Below are 19,527 nucleotides of genomic sequence, written 5' to 3' on the forward strand. Positions count from 1 at the left end.
CGGCTATCGACTACTGCTTTCCCTAGTCAGTGAAGCACTGGCAGTGCCGGTGCTCGAACAGCTCGTCGACCGCACCGTGCTGAACGTGGAACGCCTGAATACAGCCGGGGAAAGCGCCCTCGAAATCCTCAAAAAAGCCCCCGGCGTGACCCTCGACAAAGACGACAACATCCGCTACCGGGGCAGCGCGGGCGTCACCATCATGCTCAACGGCAAGCTTACGTACATGGCCGGCGGGGCCTTAATCAGCTACCTCAAATCGCTGCCGGCCTCGGCCATCAGCCAGGTCGAGCTGATTCCGAACCCGCCGGCCTCGATGGATGCGGCCGGGACGGCGGGCGTGCTCAACATCCGGCTGCGGCGCGGGCAGCTGCCCGGCCTAAGCGGCACGGGCACGGTGAGCGGGGGCTACGGGCGCTACGAAAAAGCCTCGGGCGGTACCAACCTTGCTTATAATACGAGTAAGCTGCGCCTGTTCGGCAGCGTCAACGCCGAGCGCTACAACTCCTTCAACCGGCTGGTGGTGGAGCGGCGCATCCGCGACAGCCTGTTCCGGCAAGTCAACTACTGGCACCCGCTCAGCCACCGCCTCAGCTACGCGGCGGGGGCCGAGTTCAGCCCCGGCCCGCGCCACACCGTGGGCGCGCAGCTACGCGGTGGGGCCGAAACGGAAGATGCTCCCACCAATAGCGAGTCCACCATCACCGACGCGGCCGGCCGCCCCGCCGGCCGCCTCCGCCTGGCCAACCCGCGCACCGGCCACGACGCCAACGCAGGCCTGAACCTGAACTACCGCTTCGCCCTCGACAGCCTCGGCCGCGAGCTTAGTGCCGATGCCGACTACGTGCGCTACAGCACGGCCAAAACCCAGTCGTTCGTCAACCTGGCCTACGCCCCGCTGAGCGACGTGGCCCGCGATGCCGGCCAACTCCGCAGCGACCAATCGTCGCAGGTCAGCATCCGGGCTGCGAAAATCGACTACGTGCACCCCTTTGCGGGCACCAAATGGAAGGCCGAGGCGGGGGCCAAAACCAGCTGGGTAACCACCCGCAGCGCCATTGCTTTCGACACGCTGCGGGCCGATGGCTGGCAGCCCAACCTACGCCGTACCAACCAGTTTCGGTACGATGAAACCGTGACAGCGGCCTACCTCAGCCTGGGTACCACCCTCGGCCCGCTGGAGCTGAAGGGCGGCCTGCGGGGCGAGCACACGCACTCGGTGGGCGAGTCGGCCACCACGGGCCAGCGCGTGGTACGCAATTACTTCCAGCTCTTCCCCAGCCTGTTTCTCAATTACAAGCTGGGCGAGCACGACCGGCTGGGGCTGTCGGGCAGCCGCCGCATCAGCCGGCCCGCCTACCAGAACCTGAACCCGTTTCTGGACTACACCGACGCCTACACGGCCCTGCAGGGCAACCCGTTTCTGGCCCCGTCGCGGTCCACGTCGTTGGTGCTGAACTACACGCACCGCGATTTCCAGGTGTTCAGCCTCAGCTACCTACGCGAAACCGACGCCATCAACGAAGTGGCGTATCAGAACGACCACACCAAGGTCACCACCCTCGTGCCCCAGAACCTGGCCCAAGCTACCACGCTCAGCCTCAGCTCGGGCGGCCACACCGACCTCACCAAGGGCTGGAGCATGGATAACCAGGTGGGCGGTTCCTACGCGGTAGTGGAAACGCCGGTGGCCGGCCGCCCCGTGCGGCTGGCCCGCTTCGGCTGGTCGGCCAGCTCGGAGCACACCTTCTTGCTGCCCCACCAGCTCAAGCTGCAAGTGAGCGGCCGCTACGAGTCGGCTACCGTTTATGGTCTGTTTGTGACCAAATCCAGCGGCTCGCTCGATGTGAGCCTGAAAAAGCAGCTCTGGCACGAGCGCGCCGCCCTCAGCCTCAAGCTGCGCGACCTGTTCTACACCGACCAGTTCCGCGGCATCATCCGCTACGCCAACAACGACGCCACCTGAAACAACCAGTACGAAAGCCGTCGCCTCACCCTGGCCCTCACCTGGAAAATCGGGACCGGCAAAACCCGCGCCCGCCACGCCAGCGGCAGCGCCGACGAGGAAGGCCGGGTGGGGAGGTAGCGGACTCGCGGCGTTGCTCCAGGTACGACCACGCGACTCAGTGCTTCCGCGCCAGCGGATGATACCCCAGCAAGTCCTCATCCGCGAGCACCGCCAGAATCGCTTTGCCCAGCGGTTGCAAGGCCATCCGGCAGTGCGCGGCGGCCCGCAGCACCCAGACGTTTTGCCGTGCTTGCGTTACGGAAACTACGTACTCCTGGCTGTTGATAGTGAAATGCGGACTGCTGCTGCCGGGCATCTTTTGCTGCGTCAGTATCGCCGTCAAAAGCCGGAATCGCGTATCGTCGGGATTGCCCACCAAGAACAACGAAAAAAAGGCTTGGTACCCCGCGAAATTGGCCGGGGAAGTGGCAATGTTTTCACTTAGTTTAAAGACAAACCTATCCAGAAGCACCAGCCAGCCGGTCGGCCACCCGAACGCGCAGCTCCGGCAGCTCCGAGTGAAGCGAGGTGAAAGCGAACCGCTCGCCCTGGTCCATGCGGCCGGAGCAAAACCAGTCGACCAGCAGCAGAAGGGATGTGGGGAGCAGGTGCCACGCCTGCGTTTGGTGGTAGCGGCTTTCGGCCTGGGGCACTACTGGGTTGGGGAAGATGACGGCCAGCGCATTTTCGCCCAGTTAGCCCACGGGGTGCTGCTCGGCCCCCGCCCCATCAACCGAGCGAAAACCCGGGTGCGAGCCTGCGTAGTGAGCACGAGCCGCGCCCCGGTTCCCACGGCCACGCGCAGCGTGCTCCATTCGGGTGCCACGGGGGGGATTGGCTGCCCCGAAGCATGGGCAGCAGGCGCAGCGGGCGGGAGCGGGGCAGCGGGGTGAGTCGGCATCGGGGCGCTAAGAACGGGCCGGCGGCGGCTACCGGACTGCGGCAGGGGCGAGCCGGCGCAATACGCCGCTGCCCGCGCCGTTTTCGATACCGGCGGCCGAAGCGTATTTTAGGGCTTTCACCACGCTCGGGTTTATGCTGAACTACTACCGCCTGCTGGGCATCGGCCCCACTGCTACGCCCGTGCAGATTGCGCAGGCCTACGCCCGGCAGCGTGCCCGCCTGGGCCGCCGCGCCACCGCCGACCCGGCCCTGCGCCATCGCCTGGCCGAAGTAGAGGCCGGCTACGGCATTCTGGCCCACCCGCGCCGCCGCGTGCTATACGACCAGCTTCTGGCCCAGCAGCCCGCCCCGCCGCCGCCCGCCTCGGAAGCCCGCCTGCGGGCCCTGGCCCCGTGGGCCCGCCGCCTGAACGCGGCCCTGCTGGCCCTGTGCCTGCTACTGGGCCTCGACTGGGCCCTGCCGCTGCGCGAGTACGCGCCGGAAATCGTGCAGAGCCGCTTCCCCATCGCCGTGTCGTCGTCGCTCTCCGACCCGCAGCTGGCCTACCGGGTGCATACCCCGCACACCAGCTTCCGGCTGCCCAGTGCCATCGGCTACCGCGTGCGCGAGGGCGATGCCCTGCACGTTTGGCAAACGCCCCTGCTGGGCGTAGTGCAGCGCATCAGCGCGCCCGCCTCGTCCGACGGTCCGGCTCCGTTTCAGCCCTACGGTGGCACCATCTACGGCACTTTTTTCTTGCTGCCGCTGCTGTTGGCCGCCGTGGCCGCCGTGGGCTGCTGGCCCGGCCGCTCGCCCGAGCTGGTGGTGAACACGGCCGGTGTGGCCGCGCTGCTGGCCGTGCTCACGGCGGTGGTGCTGCTGTGGTTTTGAGGGCGCGCGCCCAACCCGGCCGGCCCTTTTGCGGTTGAGGGCCGTAGAATAGCCGGCGGCGCGTGGCCGCCGGTTTTTATCCCTCGCTATTCATGGAGTTTGCCGCTACCCACCCCGAAGAGTTGTTCAATGCCGCCCGGCGCGGCGAGGTCGCGGGCCTGCAAGCCGCCCTGGCCGCCGGCGTGCCCATCGATGCCGCTAACGACAAAGGCTTCACGGCCCTCATTCTGGCTTGCTACGACAACCAGCTGGAAGCCGCCCGCTTTCTGCTCGACGCCGGGGCCAACCCCAACCAGCAGGATATCGCCGGCAATACCGCTCTGATGGGGGTCAGCTTCAAAGGCTACACCGAAGTGGCCCGCCTGCTCCTCGAGCGTGGGGCCGGCCTCAACCTGCAAAACAGTACCGGCAGCACGGCCCTTATATACAGCACTATGTTTGGCCGCCACGACCTCCTGCGGCTGCTACTCGACGCTGGTGCCGACAAGGATATTCAGGATGCCCGCGGCCTCACCGCCCTGCACCTGGCCAGCCAGCAGGGCAGCGCCGCCGCCCTGGCGTTGCTCGGTGGCGCGCCGGTAAACGAGGCGTAAGGGTTCCGGCTTTAGGGAACGCGCCGGCCCGGCCAACCTGGCGGGCGGGCTATCTTGACCATATGCGCAGTATTTCATTCAACCCGGCCATGCTGGCGGCGGTGCGGGCCGGCCATAAAACCGTCACCCGCCGCCGCCTGCCTTCCGAATGGACCCTGCAGCAGGAGCCGGACCGGTACCGGTTTGTCGGCCTTACCGCCCAGGGGGCGCTGTTTGAGGACTGTAGCACCACCCCGCCCACGCGGCTGCCCCCGCTACCGCTGCCCTTTGGCCCAGCCGGCACCCTGCTGAGCATCCGGGAAGCCCCTGAACTCCGCCTGGAAGTAACCAGCGTGCGGGCCGAACCGGTGCGCCGCCTCACCGAAGCCGATGCCCTGGCCGAAGGTATCCGCCGCCGGCCGGCGGCCGGCCCGCCGCAGTGGGGCGGAGTCGAGCCGGATGCCGCCCACCCAAACGCGTTTCATTGGTACGGCAGCCCCATCGCGGCTTTTCGGGGGCTGCTCGATTTCATCTACCCCACCGCCTGGACCCGCAATGAGTGGGTGTGGGTCATTGAGTTCGCGCCGGTAGCAGTCGCCTAAGCAGCTACGCCAGCCACACGGCCGCCAGCGCCAGCACGGCCGGCACCGTTTGCACCAGCAGGATGCGCCGGCCCGCCGTAGCGGCCCCGTACACGCCCGCTACTGCCACGCAGCCCAGGAAAAAGCTGGCCACGTTGCGGTGCCAGCCGGGGTCCGCAATCAGCAGTGCCCAGATGAGGCCGGCCGCCAGAAACCCGTTGTACAGCCCCTGGTTGGCCGCCAGTACCTTCGTCGGCTCAAATAGCTCGGGCCGCAGCGAACGGAAGGTTTGGGGGCCGCGCGTAGTCCAGGCAAACATCTCCAGCCACAGGATGTAGAGGTGAATCAGTACCACGAAGGCAATGAGGACTTGGGCGAGCAGGTGCATGGCGGCGAAGCGAAGCGTGAGAAGCAGTAACTAACTTACTCAATTACTGTCGGCGCGAGCCGCTAGGGCAGCGGCAAGGAGAAACGGCGGGCACGCAAAAGGCCCGCCGGGTGGGGCGGGCCTAGTGTGTATCCAAATATTGAAAAGTGAATTCAAATCTTCCTTTCCTCAGCTACACGATAAACGTAAGGTTTTAGGAGCTCAATGGATTGAAAAATGGGACAGACTTTAGAGATGAAGCTTTGCACAGCGGCCTCACTGTCAACGTACATATCGAGCCAGTAGCCTTCTTCATCAAAATTCAGGTGGTCTAATAAATCAGGAGCATGCTCTTCGATAACTAACGCAGCTACATCTACTAGCGAAACTCTGCAGTCAGACAAACTATGCTTATCGAAAATCGACTTATAGAATGCCAAGTCAGGGGTATCAAACTTGGCTATCAGCTGAAAAGGTTGCTCCGAGTCGTCAGTAGCTGAGATTGTGAATGGAAAAGAAGAGGGCATTGGCAAATTATTGACCGTTAATTATCACCCAGCTTCCCCAGAATCTCCAGCGCAGCGGTGGCGATGACCGTGCCCGGGCCGAACACACCGGCCACGCCGGCATCGAAGAGAAACTGATAGTCCTGGGCCGGAATCACGCCGCCGGCAATCACCAGAATGTCTTCGCGGCCGAGCTGCTTGAGCTCCGCCAGCAGCTGGGGGAGCAGGGTTTTGTGGCCGGCGGCCAGGCTGCTCACGCCCACCACGTGCACGTCGTTGTCGGCGGCCTGGCGGGCTACCTCGGCGGGCGTTTGGAAGAGGGGGGCGAGGTCGACGTCGAAGCCCACGTCGGCGAAGCTGGTGGCGATGATTTTCGCGCCCCGGTCGTGGCCGTCCTGGCCCATTTTGGCCACCAGCATGCGGGGGCGGCGGCCTTCATGGTTGGCAAATTCTTCGGCCGCCGCCCGGGCGCGCTCGAAGGCTTCGTTGTGGTGCATCTCGCTGCTGTACACGCCCGATACGGTGCGCGTAGTGGCCTGGTGGCGGCCGTACTGCGCTTCGAGGGCATCGGAGATTTCGCCCAGCGTGGCGCGGGCCCGGGCCGCGGTGATGGCCAGGGCCAGTAAGTTATGCGGGTTGAGGGTTGCGGGTTGCGGGAATGCAGCCGCGTCGCCCGTCGCGTCGGCACTCATTTTTCCTAACTCTTCCACTCTGATTCCCGCCGCCTCGGTGATGGCCGCCAGGGCTACTTTCACGGCCACGTTATCGCGGGTGGCGCGGATGTTTTTGAGGCGGGCAATCTGGCTTTCGCGCACGGCATCGTTGTCGATGTCGAGCACTTCGACCTCCGTTTTTTCGGTGGTCTGGTACTTGTTCACGCCCACGATGGTTTCCTGGCCCGAGTCGATGCGGGCCTGCTTGCGGGCGGCGGCTTCCTCGATGCGCAGCTTGGGCAGGCCGGTTTCGATGGCCTTGGCCATGCCACCCAGCTCCTCCACTTCCTGAATCAGGGCCCAGGCCTTGTCGGCCAGCTCGTGCGTCAGGGTTTCCACGTAATAGCTGCCGCCCCAGGGGTCGACGACTTTAGTGATGTCGGTTTCGTGCTGCAAATACAGCTGGGTGTTGCGGGCGATGCGGGCCGAGAAATCGGTGGGCAGGGCAATGGCTTCATCCAGCGCGTTGGTGTGCAGGCTTTGGGTGCCGCCGAGCACGGCCGCGAGCGCCTCGATGGCGGTGCGGGCCACGTTGTTATAAGGGTCCTGCTCGGTGAGGGAGTAGCCCGACGTCTGGCAGTGGGTGCGCAGGGCCAGGCTTTTGGGGTTGGTGGGGTTGAACTGCTGCATGAGCTTGGCCCACAGCAACCGGCCGGCCCGCAGCTTGGCAATCTCCATAAAGTGGTTCATGCCAATGGCCCAGAAAAAGCTCAGGCGCGGGGCAAATTCGTCAATCTGCATGCCTGCGGCCAGGCCGGCGCGCACGTACTCCAGGCCGTCGGCCAGGGTGTAGGCCAGCTCCAGGTCGGCGGTAGCGCCGGCCTCCTGCATGTGGTAGCCCGAGATGGAAATCGAGTTGAACTTGGGCATCAGCGCCGCCGTGTAGCTGAAAATATCGGCGATGATGCGCATGCTTGGCGCGGGCGGGTAGATGTAGGTGTTGCGCACCATAAACTCCTTCAGAATGTCGTTCTGAATGGTACCGGCCAGTTGCTCGGGGCGCACGCCCTGCTCCTCGGCCGCCACGATGTAGAAGGCCAGCACCGGCAGTACGGCCCCGTTCATGGTCATGGACACCGACATCTCGCCCAGCGGAATCTGGTCGAATAGGATTTTCATGTCCTCCACCGAGTCGATGGCCACGCCGGCCTTGCCCACGTCGCCCTGCACGCGGGGGTGGTCGGAGTCGTAGCCCCGGTGCGTGGCCAAATCAAACGCTACGCTCAGGCCCTTCTGCCCGCCGGCTAGGTTGCGGCGGTAAAACGCATTGCTGGCCTCGGCCGTGGAGAAACCCGCGTACTGCCGGATGGTCCACGGGTTCTGAGTGTACATGCTGGCGTAGGGCCCGCGCAGGTAAGGCGCCTGCCCCGCGCCAAAGCCCAAGTGGTCGAGGTTGGCCACATCTTCCGGGCCATACACGGGCCTGATGGCGATGCCCTCGGGGGTGAGCGTGGCGGCCGTTTCCGGCGCAGCGGGAGCGGCCGGGGCCGGCGCGGCGTCGTAGGCAATGGAAGAGAAATCGGGCTTCATTCTTAATGGTTAATTTTTAATGGTTAGTGGTTAATGCAGTTCGGTTAGCGGGCAGTTGAATGACATTAATCATTACCGCAAAGCATTAACCACTAAAAAACTACCGCCCTTGCAGACGGGCCAGCACTTCCTCGGTGGTGTAGCCCTGCACCTTCATCTCGTGAAAGCCGAATACGCGCACGGCCTCGTGCATGGTGGCCAGGTCGGCTGAGAGCAGCGCCGGCGGAATGAAGTGCTGCTTCTCGGTCGGAATCTGATAGATGAAGCGGGCGAAGCGCCGGAACTGCTCGGGCGTGGCGTACATCAGCGTCGCTTCTTCGGCCGACGAGTAGAGCAGCGACAGCGTGCCGGCCGGGTGGCTGGCCGCCAGCTCGGGCCGCTCGTGCTCCTGCAGCAGCTGCAGGAAACTTTCCAGAATGACCTGGTTGGTGTTGGCCCCGAGCAGGACTATGGCGGCGCGCTTGCTCTTGCGGTCGCGCCGCTCGAAGTGCAGGGCCGTGGCCAGGCGCAGCACCTCGGTGGGGTAGGCCGCGCGCGTCACGTCGAATTCGGCCGAGCGCAGCAGCTTTTTGGGGTGAAAGGTGAAGCTTTCTTGCTGATTCTGAAAGCGGTTGGTGCCCACCACCACCTGCTGGCCGCTGGCAATGCGCCGGAAGGTTTCGTTGGCCACTGTTTTAATCTCTTCCAGCACCTGGGCGCGCACCTGCGGCAGCCCACCGGCTTCTTCGGTGCGCTGAAACAGCGCCCAGGCCTCGCGGGCCAGCTGGTCGGTCAGGGTTTCAAGGTAGTAGGAGCCGGCCGCCGGGTCCTGCACGCGGCCCAGGCCAGCCTCCTCGCGCAGCAGCACCGAAAGGTTGCGCGCCAGCCGGGCCGAAAACTCGTTGCTGTCGGCAAACAGGCAGTCGAAGGGGGACACGCTCAGCGAATCGGCCCCGCCCAGCACGGCGCTCATGGCCTCGGTGGTGTGGCGCAGCAGGTTGGTGTGCGCGTCGAGGGTAGTCTGCGTCCAGGTGGCCGTCGTGGCGTGGATGCGCAGGCGCGCGTTCAGCTCGGCGGGTAGGCCGAAGGCGTGCAGCAGCGTGGCCCACAGGCGGCGCAGGGCGCGCAGCTTAGCTATTTCGAGGAAATAGCCGGGCATCACGGCCAGGTGCAGGTGCAGGGCAGCGGCTACCTCGGCGGCAGTCGTGTCGGCGTCGGGCAGCTCGGCCAGCAGGGTAGCGGCGGTGTTCAGGCTGAAGGCAATCTGCTGGGTAGCGGTGGCTCCGCGGTTGCCAAAAAATGCCCCGTTCACGGCCAGCGCCCGAAAATCGGGCATGGCGGCGGCCAGCCGCACGCAGTGGCGCAGGCCGGCGCGGTAGTTGGCCTGCTCGGCCCCTTCGGGCACGGTGTCGGGGGCAAAGCGCAGAAAGCCGCGCAGGGCGGTACCGGGCGCGGCATCGACCAGGCGGCTGAGCAGGGCGGCCGGGTCGGCGGTGGTGGTGAAGCCCACGAAGGTGCTGGCCAGCGGCAGGCGCTCGGCCAGGTAGGCGACGTCGAAGGTGGCGGCGTCGTGGCAGATGAAGTGCATGCCGTCGGCCCCACGCTCCAGGGCATCGGCGGCCTGCTCAATCTGCAGGCGGCCGTCTTGGCCGGCGGGCACGCTCAGGGCGGGCACGTTCAGCCAGGGCGCGGCGGGGTAGGGCAGGGGCGCGGGCGGGCCACCCAGGGCCGCCAAGGCTTCGCGGTGGTAAAAAGGCTCCAGGCTGAAGCCATCGGGCAGGGGCCAGCGCAGCGTGGCCGGGTCGCGGCCCTTCAGCTCGCGGGTTAAGCGGGCCTGCCACTCGGCGGTGGTCACGGCCGGAAACTCGGCGAAAGAAACGGGTGCTGCGGAGGACAATTCGTCCATGAATTCTTTGATGTAGGAATGAAAAACCGGCCAGCCAGTCGAAATTGGCCGAAAGATACCAAGCAGCGGGCTTACCCACTTTTAACTACCGGCTTCTACGGTAGCAGGGCGTAGTTTTACTGAAACTTTCCATCGAATAATCTATCCCGCATGTTCCGAACGCTTCCCTTTTTTGTTGCCCTGCTGGCGCTACCCCAGCTAGTTTATGCCCAAAACAACTGGCGGCTAGGCTATATCATTTCTTTGCCGGGCGATACCATCCGGGGCAGCGTGGACTATGGTTCGAGCTCCCGCAGTGCCTTTGAGTGCCGGTTTAAACCCACGCCTGCCGGCGAAGCCGCCTCGTATGCTCCCGCCCAGCTGCGGGGCTATGGCTTTCTGAACGACCGGTTCTACCAAACGCAGCGGGTAATGAAGCAGGCCTTTGCCGGCGATACTACCTCGCAGGTGGCCTTTGCGGAGGTACTGGTGCAGGGCCCGGCCACCCTGTATCGGTTTGCCGGAGGCAATACCAGCGAGCAGTATTACGTGCGCAGCGGCACCGGGCCCCTGAAGCAATTGGTTCAGCTTTCGGAGCGGGTCGTAGAAAACGGCCGCGTCTTTCACCGCGAAAAAGCACTGTATCGCGCCACCTTCGCCGAGGTATTTCAAGCGTGCCCGGCCGTGCAGTTCGAGGTGGTGAAGGCCCCCTTCAACCGCAGCAGTCTGGTGCGGCTGGTGCGGCACTACAACGATTGCGTGGGCGGGGGGCAGGTGGTATCGGCGGTTGCCGCCTCGCCGCGTCGCAGCTACGTGTTGCTCGAGGCCGTGGCGGGTAGTCAGTTCAGCATGCTGGACTTCGACGTCGATAATCCCGTGCAGCGCATCAGCTTGCCAAGTAGTTCGTCGCCCGTAGTGGGCCTGGCGCTGCAACAGTACCTGCCGCTCATGGGCAACCGGTGGTCGTTGCGGGTCGAGCTGCTCTACCTGCGTCAGCACTACGAGGGAGAATTTCATACCAGCAGTCCGTACCGCACCTTTGCTTACCAGGAGCATGTGCGGGTGCAGCTCGACCAACTGCGTGTGCCCATCGAGGTGCGTTTTTCGCCCTTCGGTAAGCGCATCAAGCCCTTTGTGGCGCTCGGGGCAAGCCTGGGCTTTGCCCTGAAAAACACCAATGAGTCACAGTACCGGTATCTGCCCACGGTCGACTACTCGCCGTGGCAACAGGCTTTCCAGGTTCGTAACCTCGAGCAGGGGCTGCTGGCTGGGGTGGGGGTTGCTACCCAATTGCCCAACCAGCGCCACTTCGCGGCCGAGCTGCGGGCCGAGCGTGGCAACGGGTTCAGCAACGTCCTGGGCATCGGCACGCTCATCACCCGGTATTCGCTGCTCCTGAGCTACGACCTCTCCAAGCAGTCGCGCTGAGACGTTTGCAGCGTGCGGCCCCGGCGTGGCGGCCCGCGACCTCATTTGTTGCAGACTTGAGACGTTAACCGGGGAAACCTGCGCGGCCATGCCGGATTTCCGCTTTTGCTTCGAACATGAACAACTGAGCCAGTTTATCAAGTTGATACTGCGGGCAGCTGCAACAGGTGATGCTGCACCCCCACAGGGGAACCGCCGCGTGAACAAAGCTGTGGCGCGACGTCCCTTCCGCTAGCCAGACAGTAACTTGCCGTGCCGTTTACGGTGTAATTGGTTAAAAATCGCATTTCATGACTTTCGGCTTCTCTTCCCGGCTGGTGCTGGTCTTCTCGCTGGCGCTGGCCACTAGCTGCCAGCGCGCCGCCTACGCACCCACGGCCCACTTCGTGCCCGTTACGAGCCAGGCGGTGGGCAAAACCCAGGCCGAGGACCCTGCCATCGCCGCCCTCATCGCGCCCTACCACGATAAGGTGACCGCCCAAATGAGCGAAGTACTCGGCACCGTGCCGACTCCCATCACGAAAACCCCCGGCGAAAACCCGCTTTCTAACTTCGTGGCCGACTTGCAGCGGGCGCGCGCCAGCGCCGAGCTCAAGCAGCCCATTGCGCTCGGCGTGATGACCAACGGGGGCTTGCGCACTGGTTTCGCGGCTGGCCCCGTTACCCTGGGCGCGGTGTTCGAGCTGATGCCTTTCGAGAACGAGCTGGTGGTATTAGATGCCCCGGGCCCCGTGGTGCAGCAGCTGTTCGACTACGCCGCGCACATCAAAATGGCCATTTCTGGGGCAACGTATAGCGTTACTTTCGATGGCATGCCCAAGGACATCCGCATCGGCGGGCAGCCCTTCGACGTGAACGACGCGCGCACCTACTCCATTGCCGTTTCCGACTACCTGGCCACCGGCGGCGATAATCTCTCGTTCTTCAAAGCCCTCACGCCGCGCCACACCAACGTGCTGCTCCGCACCGCCATCGCCGACCACATCCGCGCCCTCACCAAGGCCGGCCAGCCGGTCACGGCCCAGGTAGAAGGCCGGGTGAAGGCTAATTAGAATAAATTAAAAATTAAAAATTGAGAATTAAAAATGAGCAAGGCCGCCCTGGTTCTGGTCTCAGATTATTCGCCTGATTTTTAATTTTTAATTCTCAATTTTTAATTATTTTTTATGAAGCGTCGCGAATTTCTGCGCAATTCCCTCCTCGGTACCGCCGGCCTCACCGTGCTGGGCGGCCTGGCCAACTCGGCCGCCGCCGCCGCTACCGCCAAGGCTCCGCTCAAGCTCACCATCCTGCATACCAACGATATGCACTCGCGCATCGAGCCCTTTCCGGACAATGGCGGGCAGTGGGCCGGGCTGGGCGGCATGGCCCGGCGCGCGGCCCTCATCAAGGATATCCGCAGTAAGGAATCCAACGTGCTGCTGCTCGACTCGGGCGACATCTTCCAGGGTACGCCGTACTTCAACTTCTTCGGCGGCGAGCTGGAGTACAAGCTGATGAGCCAGATGGGCTACGACGCCAGCACCCTCGGCAACCACGACTTCGACAACGGTCTCGACGGGCTGCAGCGCCAGCTGCCCAACGCCACCTTCCCTTTTCTTATCGCCAACTACGACTTCTCGAAAACGCCGCTGGCCGGCCGCTTTGCCCCGTACAAGGTGTTTGACAAGCAGGGTATTCGGGTGGGCGTGTTCGGCATCGGCATCGAGCTGAGCGGGCTGGTGGCCGATAAAAATTTCGGCCAGACCGTATTTCTCGACCCCGTGGCCAAGGCCAAAGAAATGGTGGCCCAGCTGCGCGGCCCCGAAAAGTGCGACCTCGTCATCTGCCTCTCGCACCTCGGCTACAAGTACGAAAGCACCAAGCTCGACGACTGCAAGCTGGCCGCCCAGGTGTCGGGCATCGACCTGATACTGGGCGGGCACACCCACACGTTCCTGGACGCGCCCGAGCCCATCGCCAGCCCCGACGGCCACTCTACCCTCGTCAACCAAGTGGGCTGGTCGGGCATCAATCTGGGCCGGCTGGATTACGAATTTTCCCCAAAAAACAAGCGGGCCGGGCTGGCAAGCGCCACCGTGGTCCCAGTTCGGGCGGCCTGCTAAAAGCACGACATAAACAAGTGCATTTCGGCTTTTTTAAGTGCGAAGTTTTCCACAATTTTGTCCCCCTCTAAAAAATAACGCCCTCTCCCGGCGACTATTTTCGGTCTTCTTTTTGCTCCCGGCTGGTTGCCGGTTTCCTTTCAATCGTTCACATGCTCAAGGATTTTCGCACGGTTTGGGCTGGCTGCTTGCGCAGTATCTCGGCGGAAATCGGCGAGCAGAGCTTTAAGACCTGGTTCCAGCCCATCGTGCCGGTCGAGCTGAAGGGGAATGTGCTGACCATTCAGGTGCCCAGCGCTTATTTCTACGACTGGCTGGAGGAGCATTACGTGGATGAGCTGCGCCGCGCCCTCTACCAGCAGCTGGGTTCTGAGGGTCGGTTGGAGTACAGCGTCGTCGTCGACCAGGGCAACGACCAAACGCCGCCCCGGGCTCTGCACCTGCCGCCCCCCCGCAAGCAGGCCGCCCCCGACCCGCGCGACGCGCCCCAGTCTATGCCGGGCCCGCCCGCTGGCAACCCGCTGGCTGGCAGCGCCCGCGCCGCCTCGGCCCGCTACGTGAACTCGGGGGCGGTGCGCACCACCCCGCGCGGCAACAACTTCGCCAACGGCGGCGGGTCCGATACGCTGGCCCCGCCCCGCAATCCCTTCGACCAGGCCAAGCCCGTGGATGGCAACCTGGTGCCCTCGCAGCTCAACGGCTCCTACACGTTCGATAACTACATCGAGGGCGACTGCAACCGCCTGGCCCGCTCGGCCGGCTTGGCAGTGGCCAACAAGCCCGGTACCACCAGCTTCAACCCGCTGATGGTGTACGGCGGCGTGGGCCTGGGCAAAACCCACCTCGTGCAGGCCATCGGCAACCACATCAAGGCCACCGCGCCCGAGCGGTTCGTTCTCTACGTGTCGGCTGAGAAGTTCACCAACCAGTTCATCGACAGCGTGCAGCGGGCGCAGGTGCAGGACTTCGCGAACTTCTACCTGCAGGTCGACGCCCTGATTCTGGACGACGTGCAGTTTCTGGCCAACAAGGGCAAGACGCAGGAGATGTTTTTCCACATCTTCAACCACCTGCACCAGTCGGGCAAGCAGATTGTGATGACCTCCGACCGGCCGCCCAAGGACCTGCTGGGCCTGGAAGACCGGCTGCTGAACCGTTTCAAGTGGGGCCTGACGGCTGACGTGCAGAGCCCGGACTTTGAGACGCGGGTGGCCATCATCCGCAACAAGATGGAGCAGGATGGAATTGATATTCCGCCGGACCATGTGGTGGACTACCTCGCCAACTCGGTGCACACCAACGTGCGCGAGCTGGAAGGCGTCATCGCCTCGCTGGTGGCCCAGAGCAGCCTGAGCCGCCGCGACATCGACCTGGAAATGGTGAAGCAGGCCCTGCGCCACATCATCGAGGAAGTGGAGGCCGAGGTCAACCTCGACTTCATTCAGAAGACCGTGGCCGCTTATTTCGGCATCTCGGTTGATTTGCTGAAGGACAAAACCCGCAAAAAGGAAGTGGTGACGGCCCGGCAGGTGGCCATGTATTTCGCCAAGCACCACACCGCGCACACCCTGAAAACCATTGGCTTCCATTTCGGTGGCCGCGACCACACCACTGTGATGCACTCGGTGCAGACGGTGTCGGACCTAGTGGACTCGGATAAGAAATTCCGCGACCAGGTGGACGAGCTGCGGAAGAAGTTCGCCAAGAAATAGGGGCTGTTCCCACCTAAAAAGGAAGGGGGCTACACCGCTGCCGCCGGGCTGCTTTCCTGCAGGGGCAGGTTGTACTTGGCGGCAAACTCGCGCAGCTGCTCGCGAAAGCGGGTTTTGCGCATTTTGCCTTTCACCTCGCGCAGGTTGAGGGCGTAAATTTCGCCATCTTTCTGGCGTACGCGTAGCTGGAAGGACTTTAGCTCGAGGGCGGCGATGTTTTCGGCGGCGAATACCTGCTTGGGGCGGAAAAGGCCATTTTTATGCACGATGTAGCCCGGCGTGAATTCGAGGTAGCTCTGGGTACCAAAAATGGGGGCGTTATTCACCAGCACGTAGCCCAGGTACACGAGCGTGAACACCAGAAACACCCAATGCAGAAAGTGGTAGTCCTGCGCGCCAGTGTTGCTCAGGATGCCGAACAGCACGTAGGCCAGCCAGAAAAAGCCAATGGCGAGCTGGCCCCAGAACGGAACACGGGAGTTGTTGGCGGGGCGGAGACGGATGCGGGTGGTACCAGTGGGCATAGCGACAAATTTAGGGCGAAGATTTTAGTGTAGGGCTAAAACCAAAAAGAACGTCGTGCTGAGCAAAGCCCAAGCACCACTAACGCGGTAGTAATTGCTTACTGCTGCGGTAGGGATGCTTCGGCAAGCTCAGCACGACGTTCTTATTTCATTGTTCAGCTGGTTGGTCCGCCAGAAACCTAGCCCAGGAACTTCGCTTCGAGCGTCATTTTGGGCACGGCGCTCAGCACCTTCGATACCGGGCAGTTTTCCTTAGCATCTTCGGCGTGCTTCTGGAAGTCGTCGGCCGTGATGTTGCCGCCGGTGACGTGGCCCTCTGTGGTGACGTGGATGTGCTCGATGACGGGGTGGCCGTTGTTGGGATTCATCGTCACGGTGCTGGTGGTCTTGATGTTCTGCACCGAATGGCCGTGCTTGGTGAGCACGCTGGTGAGGTACATGGTGTAGCAGCCGGCGTGGGCCGCGCCAATCAGCTCTTCGGGATTAGTGCCGCCTTTGCCTTCGAAGCGGCTGCCCACGGAGTAGGGAGCATTCAGCGCGCCGCTTTCGGTGCTGAGGATGCCGCTGCCTTTGATGTCGCCGGTCCAGGCGGCGGTGCCTTTGTGGTCTGCCATGATGGGGTGAGTTGGGGAAATGGGGAGTGGTGAGGTAAGCTTCAGCCGGCCGCCGTAACGGCCAGCTCTTAAAACCTTAACGGCAGCCCGCGACGCAGGTTGCCGCCGCATGCCCCGCCGCCCACTCCCAACGTACCTTCGCCGCCCTTCCAACGGCCTATTACTTCGAAATGAATGGGACTGAAAGCCACTCTTAGCCAGCCCCTGGCCCGCTACATTGCCCGCCGCTACGCCCGCTGGCAGCACCGCCCCGAAACCACCCAGCGCGAGCTGCTGTCGAAGCTCACGGCCACGGCCGCCGGCACTGCTTTCGGTCGCGCCCACGACCTGGGCGGCATTCGCACGCCCGCCGACCTGACGCGGCAGGTACCCGTGCGCGACTACGAAGCCCTCAAACCGTATTTCGACCGTACTCAGGTCGGCGAGGCCGACGTGCTTTGGCCCGGCCACCCGCTGTACCTGGCCAAAACCAGCGGCACTACGTCCGGCACCAAGTACATCCCGATTACGCGGGATAGCATCCCCAACCACATCGAGGGCGCGCGCGATGCCCTGCTCTACTACATCTACCGCACCGGCCGCAGCCGGTTTCTCGATGGCAAGCTGATATTCCTGTCGGGCTCGCCGGAACTGGAAATGCACCACGGTATCCGCACGGGCCGGCTCTCGGGCATTGCCAACCACCACGTACCAGCGTACTTACGCCGCAACCAGCTGCCCAGCTACGAAACCAACATCATCGAAGACTGGGAAACTAAGCTGGAGCGCATCGTAGACGAAACGCTGGGCGAGAAGATGACCTTGATATCCGGCATTCCGCCTTGGGTGCAGATGTATTTTGACCGCCTTACGGCCCGTACCGGCCGGCCCATCAAGGACCTGTTTCCCGATTTCAACCTGTTCGTGTACGGTGGCGTCAACTTCGAGCCCTACCGCGCTAAGCTCTTCGAAAGCATCGGCCGGCCGGTGGACAGCATCGAGCTGTTCCCGGCCTCCGAGGGCTTCCTGGCCTTCCAGGACGAGCCCGGTAACCCGGGCCTGCTGCTGCTGCTGAACAGCGGCATCTTCTACGAATTCATCCCCGCCGAGCGGTTCTTCGAGCCCGACGCGCCCCGCCTCACCATCGCCGACGTGGAACTGGACCGCAACTACGCCGTCGTGCTCACCTCCAACGCCGGCCTGTGGGCGTACAGCCTCGGCGACACGGTGCGCTTCGTGAGCCTCGCGCCGCATCGCGTGGTGGTCACGGGCCGCATCAAGCACTTCCTCTCGGCCTTCGGCGAGCACGTAATCGGGGAGGAGGTGGAGCAGGCCCTGCGCGAAGTCATGGCTCAAACCCCCGGGGTGGAAGTCACCGAATTTACCGTGGCCCCGCTCGTGAGCGACGACCCCACCACGCCCTCGCGCCACGAGTGGCTGGTGGAATTTGGGCGTGAGCCGAACGACCCCGTCGCCTTCGCCGCCGCCCTGGACACGGCCCTGCGCCGCCGCAATACCTACTACGACGACCTGCGCCGGGGCAGCATTCTGGTGCCGCTACTGCTCACGCCGCTGCCCGCCGGGGCCTTCCAGCGCTACATGAAAAGCCTGGGCCGGCTGGGCGGGCAGAACAAGGTGCCGCGTTTGGGCAACGATAGGAAAGTGGCAGAGGGACTGCTTTCAGCCGGCTAGAAACGAATATCCATTCTAAAAAACCGACCAATTCAAATGGGAGATATAGGGAGTGGCGTGATTTTTTTATTTGGAGCGGCCGTGTTAGCGGGGTTTTGGGAGTCCGCACGTCGGAAGCGAAAAAAGCTATTGCTCCTTGGTCACTCGCGCTTCGTCACGGTAGTAGAATACCGCCCGGAGTTTGGCCGGGTAGCGGGCAGCTGGACCGCTCTGGATTACCCCTATGTAGCGTATCAGGACGATGAAGGCACTTGGCAAACGGAACGATTGAAATACGCCACCAGTAGTGGCAGGGCGTTTTTTATCAGCCTGTTAATCGAAGTAGTGCAGTTTGAAGGGATTCTATATTATCGCCCGACCTTGGAAAGCTGGAACCTGCCGGCCATTGGAGTGGCAGTCGGTGCACTCATCCTCGCCTTGGTGTCTTTGGTCCCTGGGTTGGCCTCTTGGCTGGATTTCTAAATAAATACACGCGCCTCGCCTTCGACCTCGACAACACCCTCATCCGCTCAGTTTTTGGCATCAACTTATTAATTTACGACTCCTAGAGCATGCGGCTGGAAGGCGAACGACACGGCTTCCGCGTGCTGGTGATGCGGCCGGACAATGCGGCGTGGGCGCAAAAAATCCAAGAAGCTTTAGAAGCGTATTGAAGCGCTTGTACTTAATATGAAAAGAAGTAAAATTGTATTCACCGCTAATGTTGACCTTGATGGAGACTGCTCGTTTGATATTGAGGTTATCAGGCCCGATGTGAAAACACACACTTACATATCTTATGGTCATGCTGATTTATTCACCGAATTTGGAAAGCAGTTGATGGCCTTTCCAAGGGATGCTGCCGAAACAGTCTGCTTTGAATGGGGCTCCGCTGAACATCCATCGTCACTTGGCTACTTGCGGATAGAAGCATATTGCACTTCTCCTATGGGGCACACAGCCTTGCGAATAATAGCCGACAATAATGAATTGCGGGCTACTCATCATCGGTTTGAATTTTCAATATCTTCAGAAGCCGCTTCTATAAACCGCTTAGGAGCGTTGCTGGTGAACTGGCAGGTCGAAAGCACTCCGCAAATAGTATGGAAAGCCGAAACCAGATGACATCCAAACCCGCCCTCCACGCCCTCTGCCACGCTTTCATCGAGCAGCGCATTGCTGCCGCCCGCACCGCCATGCAGGCGGCCCAGGAATCCTCCTCCTCCGAAACCAAGAGCAGCGCCGGCGACAAGTATGAAACCGGCCGCGAAATGGCCAACGCCGAGCGCGACCGCAACGCCGCCCACATGCAGCAGGCCCAGCAGCTGCAAGCCGAGCTCGCCCGCCTCAACCCCGATGCGCCCTGCGATACCGTGCGCCCCGGCGCGCTAGTTGGTACCAGCATGGGCCGGTTCTACATCAGCGTCAGCGCCGGCCAGCTCGAAGGGACGGACGTGTTTGCCGTATCGCCCGCCGCGCCGGTGGCCGTGGCGCTTAAGGGCCTGCGGGCGGGGCAGGAGGCCGTTTTCAACGGCAAAACGGTGCGGGTGGAAACGGTGGAATAGCGAGCGGCGATTGCG

Annotated in this window: 20 protein-coding genes; 12 read left to right on the forward strand and 8 right to left on the reverse strand. The window is 62.9% G+C overall.

What is annotated here, in order from left to right; genetic code table 11:
• The first annotated feature begins 49 nt into the window (after positions 1-49).
• Positions 50-1,966 (forward strand): outer membrane beta-barrel protein, encoded by a 1,917-nt coding sequence (locus ABIB44_RS16930; RefSeq protein ID WP_354585854.1) that lies wholly within the window; start codon positions 50-52, stop codon positions 1,964-1,966.
• A 157-nt stretch (positions 1,967-2,123) separates the two neighbouring features.
• On the opposite strand, the gene ABIB44_RS16935 is transcribed toward ABIB44_RS16930, so the two are convergent.
• Together ABIB44_RS16935 and ABIB44_RS16940 are read right to left on the reverse strand one after the other, a co-directional pair.
• Positions 2,124-2,384, reverse strand: coding sequence for a hypothetical protein (locus ABIB44_RS16935; RefSeq protein ID WP_354585855.1), 261 nt, complete (start codon positions 2,382-2,384; stop codon positions 2,124-2,126).
• Between the two features lie 82 nt (positions 2,385-2,466).
• On the reverse strand, positions 2,467-2,703 hold the full coding sequence (locus tag ABIB44_RS16940; protein ID WP_354586062.1) for an urease accessory protein UreD: 237 nt from the start codon (positions 2,701-2,703) through the stop codon (positions 2,467-2,469).
• 340 nt (positions 2,704-3,043) lie between these two features.
• Between ABIB44_RS16940 and ABIB44_RS16945 the strand changes: the two genes are divergently transcribed.
• From ABIB44_RS16945 to ABIB44_RS16955, 3 genes are all read left to right on the forward strand, one after another.
• The gene (locus ABIB44_RS16945) at positions 3,044-3,781 is read left to right on the forward strand and encodes a J domain-containing protein (protein WP_354585856.1); all 738 of its coding nucleotides are present in this window, start codon (positions 3,044-3,046) and stop codon (positions 3,779-3,781) included.
• Positions 3,782-3,873: 92 nt separating this feature from the next.
• Positions 3,874-4,374, forward strand: a complete 501-nt coding sequence (locus ABIB44_RS16950; protein WP_354585857.1) for an ankyrin repeat domain-containing protein — start codon at positions 3,874-3,876, stop codon at positions 4,372-4,374.
• A gap of 62 nt (positions 4,375-4,436) precedes the next feature.
• Positions 4,437-4,955: a hypothetical protein gene (locus ABIB44_RS16955; RefSeq protein ID WP_354585858.1), complete on the forward strand. Its 519-nt coding sequence runs from the start codon at positions 4,437-4,439 to the stop codon at positions 4,953-4,955.
• Positions 4,956-4,959: 4 nt separating this feature from the next.
• Here the strand turns inward: ABIB44_RS16955 and ABIB44_RS16960 are convergent, their stop codons facing one another.
• From ABIB44_RS16960 to ABIB44_RS16975, 4 genes are all read right to left on the reverse strand, one after another.
• On the reverse strand, positions 4,960-5,322 hold the full coding sequence (locus ABIB44_RS16960) for a DUF1304 domain-containing protein (protein ID WP_354585859.1): 363 nt from the start codon (positions 5,320-5,322) through the stop codon (positions 4,960-4,962).
• A gap of 152 nt (positions 5,323-5,474) precedes the next feature.
• Positions 5,475-5,828, reverse strand: a complete 354-nt coding sequence (locus tag ABIB44_RS16965) for a hypothetical protein (protein WP_354585860.1) — start codon at positions 5,826-5,828, stop codon at positions 5,475-5,477.
• A 17-nt stretch (positions 5,829-5,845) separates the two neighbouring features.
• Positions 5,846-8,050 carry a methylmalonyl-CoA mutase gene (gene scpA, locus ABIB44_RS16970; RefSeq protein ID WP_354585861.1) on the reverse strand — a complete coding sequence of 735 codons (2,205 nt, stop codon included), beginning with the start codon at positions 8,048-8,050 and terminating at the stop codon, positions 5,846-5,848.
• A gap of 100 nt (positions 8,051-8,150) precedes the next feature.
• On the reverse strand, positions 8,151-9,935 hold the full coding sequence (locus tag ABIB44_RS16975) for a methylmalonyl-CoA mutase family protein (RefSeq protein ID WP_354585862.1): 1,785 nt from the start codon (positions 9,933-9,935) through the stop codon (positions 8,151-8,153).
• 150 nt (positions 9,936-10,085) lie between these two features.
• Between ABIB44_RS16975 and ABIB44_RS16980 the strand changes: the two genes are divergently transcribed.
• From ABIB44_RS16980 to dnaA, 4 genes are all read left to right on the forward strand, one after another.
• Complete coding sequence (locus ABIB44_RS16980; RefSeq protein WP_354585863.1) at positions 10,086-11,342, forward strand: outer membrane beta-barrel protein; 1,257 nt, start codon at positions 10,086-10,088, stop codon at positions 11,340-11,342.
• A 290-nt stretch (positions 11,343-11,632) separates the two neighbouring features.
• Positions 11,633-12,394: a 5'-nucleotidase C-terminal domain-containing protein gene (locus tag ABIB44_RS16985; protein WP_354585864.1), complete on the forward strand. Its 762-nt coding sequence runs from the start codon at positions 11,633-11,635 to the stop codon at positions 12,392-12,394.
• A gap of 114 nt (positions 12,395-12,508) precedes the next feature.
• A complete protein-coding gene (locus ABIB44_RS16990) occupies positions 12,509-13,447 on the forward strand; it encodes a bifunctional metallophosphatase/5'-nucleotidase (protein ID WP_354585865.1) in 939 nt (312 codons plus the stop codon).
• 152 nt (positions 13,448-13,599) lie between these two features.
• Positions 13,600-15,159 (forward strand): chromosomal replication initiator protein DnaA, encoded by a 1,560-nt coding sequence (gene dnaA, locus ABIB44_RS16995; RefSeq protein WP_354585866.1) that lies wholly within the window; start codon positions 13,600-13,602, stop codon positions 15,157-15,159.
• A 29-nt stretch (positions 15,160-15,188) separates the two neighbouring features.
• On the opposite strand, the gene ABIB44_RS17000 is transcribed toward dnaA, so the two are convergent.
• Both ABIB44_RS17000 and ABIB44_RS17005 read right to left on the reverse strand, forming a co-directional pair.
• The gene (locus ABIB44_RS17000) at positions 15,189-15,683 is read right to left on the reverse strand and encodes a hypothetical protein (protein WP_354585867.1); all 495 of its coding nucleotides are present in this window, start codon (positions 15,681-15,683) and stop codon (positions 15,189-15,191) included.
• 179 nt (positions 15,684-15,862) lie between these two features.
• A complete protein-coding gene (locus tag ABIB44_RS17005) occupies positions 15,863-16,297 on the reverse strand; it encodes an OsmC family peroxiredoxin (RefSeq protein ID WP_354585868.1) in 435 nt (144 codons plus the stop codon).
• Positions 16,298-16,471: 174 nt separating this feature from the next.
• Here ABIB44_RS17005 and ABIB44_RS17010 point away from each other — a divergent pair, with 174 nt between their 5' ends.
• From ABIB44_RS17010 to ABIB44_RS17025, 4 genes are all read left to right on the forward strand, one after another.
• Positions 16,472-17,968: a GH3 family acyl-acid amido synthetase gene (locus ABIB44_RS17010; RefSeq protein WP_354585869.1), complete on the forward strand. Its 1,497-nt coding sequence runs from the start codon at positions 16,472-16,474 to the stop codon at positions 17,966-17,968.
• Positions 17,969-18,025: 57 nt separating this feature from the next.
• Positions 18,026-18,430: a hypothetical protein gene (locus tag ABIB44_RS17015; RefSeq protein WP_354585870.1), complete on the forward strand. Its 405-nt coding sequence runs from the start codon at positions 18,026-18,028 to the stop codon at positions 18,428-18,430.
• A gap of 207 nt (positions 18,431-18,637) precedes the next feature.
• Positions 18,638-19,072: a hypothetical protein gene (locus tag ABIB44_RS17020; protein ID WP_354585871.1), complete on the forward strand. Its 435-nt coding sequence runs from the start codon at positions 18,638-18,640 to the stop codon at positions 19,070-19,072.
• Positions 19,069-19,512, forward strand: a complete 444-nt coding sequence (locus tag ABIB44_RS17025) for a 3-oxoacyl-ACP synthase (protein WP_354585872.1) — start codon at positions 19,069-19,071, stop codon at positions 19,510-19,512. Before ABIB44_RS17020 ends, ABIB44_RS17025 begins: the two co-directional genes overlap by 4 nt.
• Positions 19,513-19,527: the final 15 nt, after the last annotated feature.

The sequence above is a fragment of the Hymenobacter sp. UYCo722 genome (genome assembly GCF_040547115.1).
GTDB lineage: Bacteria > Bacteroidota > Bacteroidia > Cytophagales > Hymenobacteraceae > Hymenobacter.

Bases quoted from the DNA above. Each gene is read 5' to 3' on its own strand.
- ABIB44_RS16945 (WP_354585856.1), top strand. From the start codon at position 3,044: ATGCTGAACTACTACCGCCTGCTGGGCATCGGCCCCACTGCTACGCCC.
- ABIB44_RS16950 (WP_354585857.1), top strand. From the start codon at position 3,874: ATGGAGTTTGCCGCTACCCACCCCGAAGAGTTGTTCAATGCCGCCCGG.
- ABIB44_RS16955 (WP_354585858.1), top strand. From the start codon at position 4,437: ATGCGCAGTATTTCATTCAACCCGGCCATGCTGGCGGCGGTGCGGGCC.
- ABIB44_RS16960 (WP_354585859.1), bottom strand. From the start codon at position 5,322: ATGCACCTGCTCGCCCAAGTCCTCATTGCCTTCGTGGTACTGATTCAC.
- ABIB44_RS16965 (WP_354585860.1), bottom strand. From the start codon at position 5,828: ATGCCCTCTTCTTTTCCATTCACAATCTCAGCTACTGACGACTCGGAG.
- scpA (WP_354585861.1), bottom strand. From the start codon at position 8,050: ATGAAGCCCGATTTCTCTTCCATTGCCTACGACGCCGCGCCGGCCCCG.
- ABIB44_RS16975 (WP_354585862.1), bottom strand. From the start codon at position 9,935: ATGGACGAATTGTCCTCCGCAGCACCCGTTTCTTTCGCCGAGTTTCCG.
- ABIB44_RS16980 (WP_354585863.1), top strand. From the start codon at position 10,086: ATGTTCCGAACGCTTCCCTTTTTTGTTGCCCTGCTGGCGCTACCCCAG.
- ABIB44_RS16985 (WP_354585864.1), top strand. From the start codon at position 11,633: ATGACTTTCGGCTTCTCTTCCCGGCTGGTGCTGGTCTTCTCGCTGGCG.
- ABIB44_RS16990 (WP_354585865.1), top strand. From the start codon at position 12,509: ATGAAGCGTCGCGAATTTCTGCGCAATTCCCTCCTCGGTACCGCCGGC.
- dnaA (WP_354585866.1), top strand. From the start codon at position 13,600: ATGCTCAAGGATTTTCGCACGGTTTGGGCTGGCTGCTTGCGCAGTATC.
- ABIB44_RS17000 (WP_354585867.1), bottom strand. From the start codon at position 15,683: ATGCCCACTGGTACCACCCGCATCCGTCTCCGCCCCGCCAACAACTCC.
- ABIB44_RS17005 (WP_354585868.1), bottom strand. From the start codon at position 16,297: ATGGCAGACCACAAAGGCACCGCCGCCTGGACCGGCGACATCAAAGGC.
- ABIB44_RS17010 (WP_354585869.1), top strand. From the start codon at position 16,472: ATGGGACTGAAAGCCACTCTTAGCCAGCCCCTGGCCCGCTACATTGCC.
- ABIB44_RS17020 (WP_354585871.1), top strand. From the start codon at position 18,638: ATGAAAAGAAGTAAAATTGTATTCACCGCTAATGTTGACCTTGATGGA.
- ABIB44_RS17025 (WP_354585872.1), top strand. From the start codon at position 19,069: ATGACATCCAAACCCGCCCTCCACGCCCTCTGCCACGCTTTCATCGAG.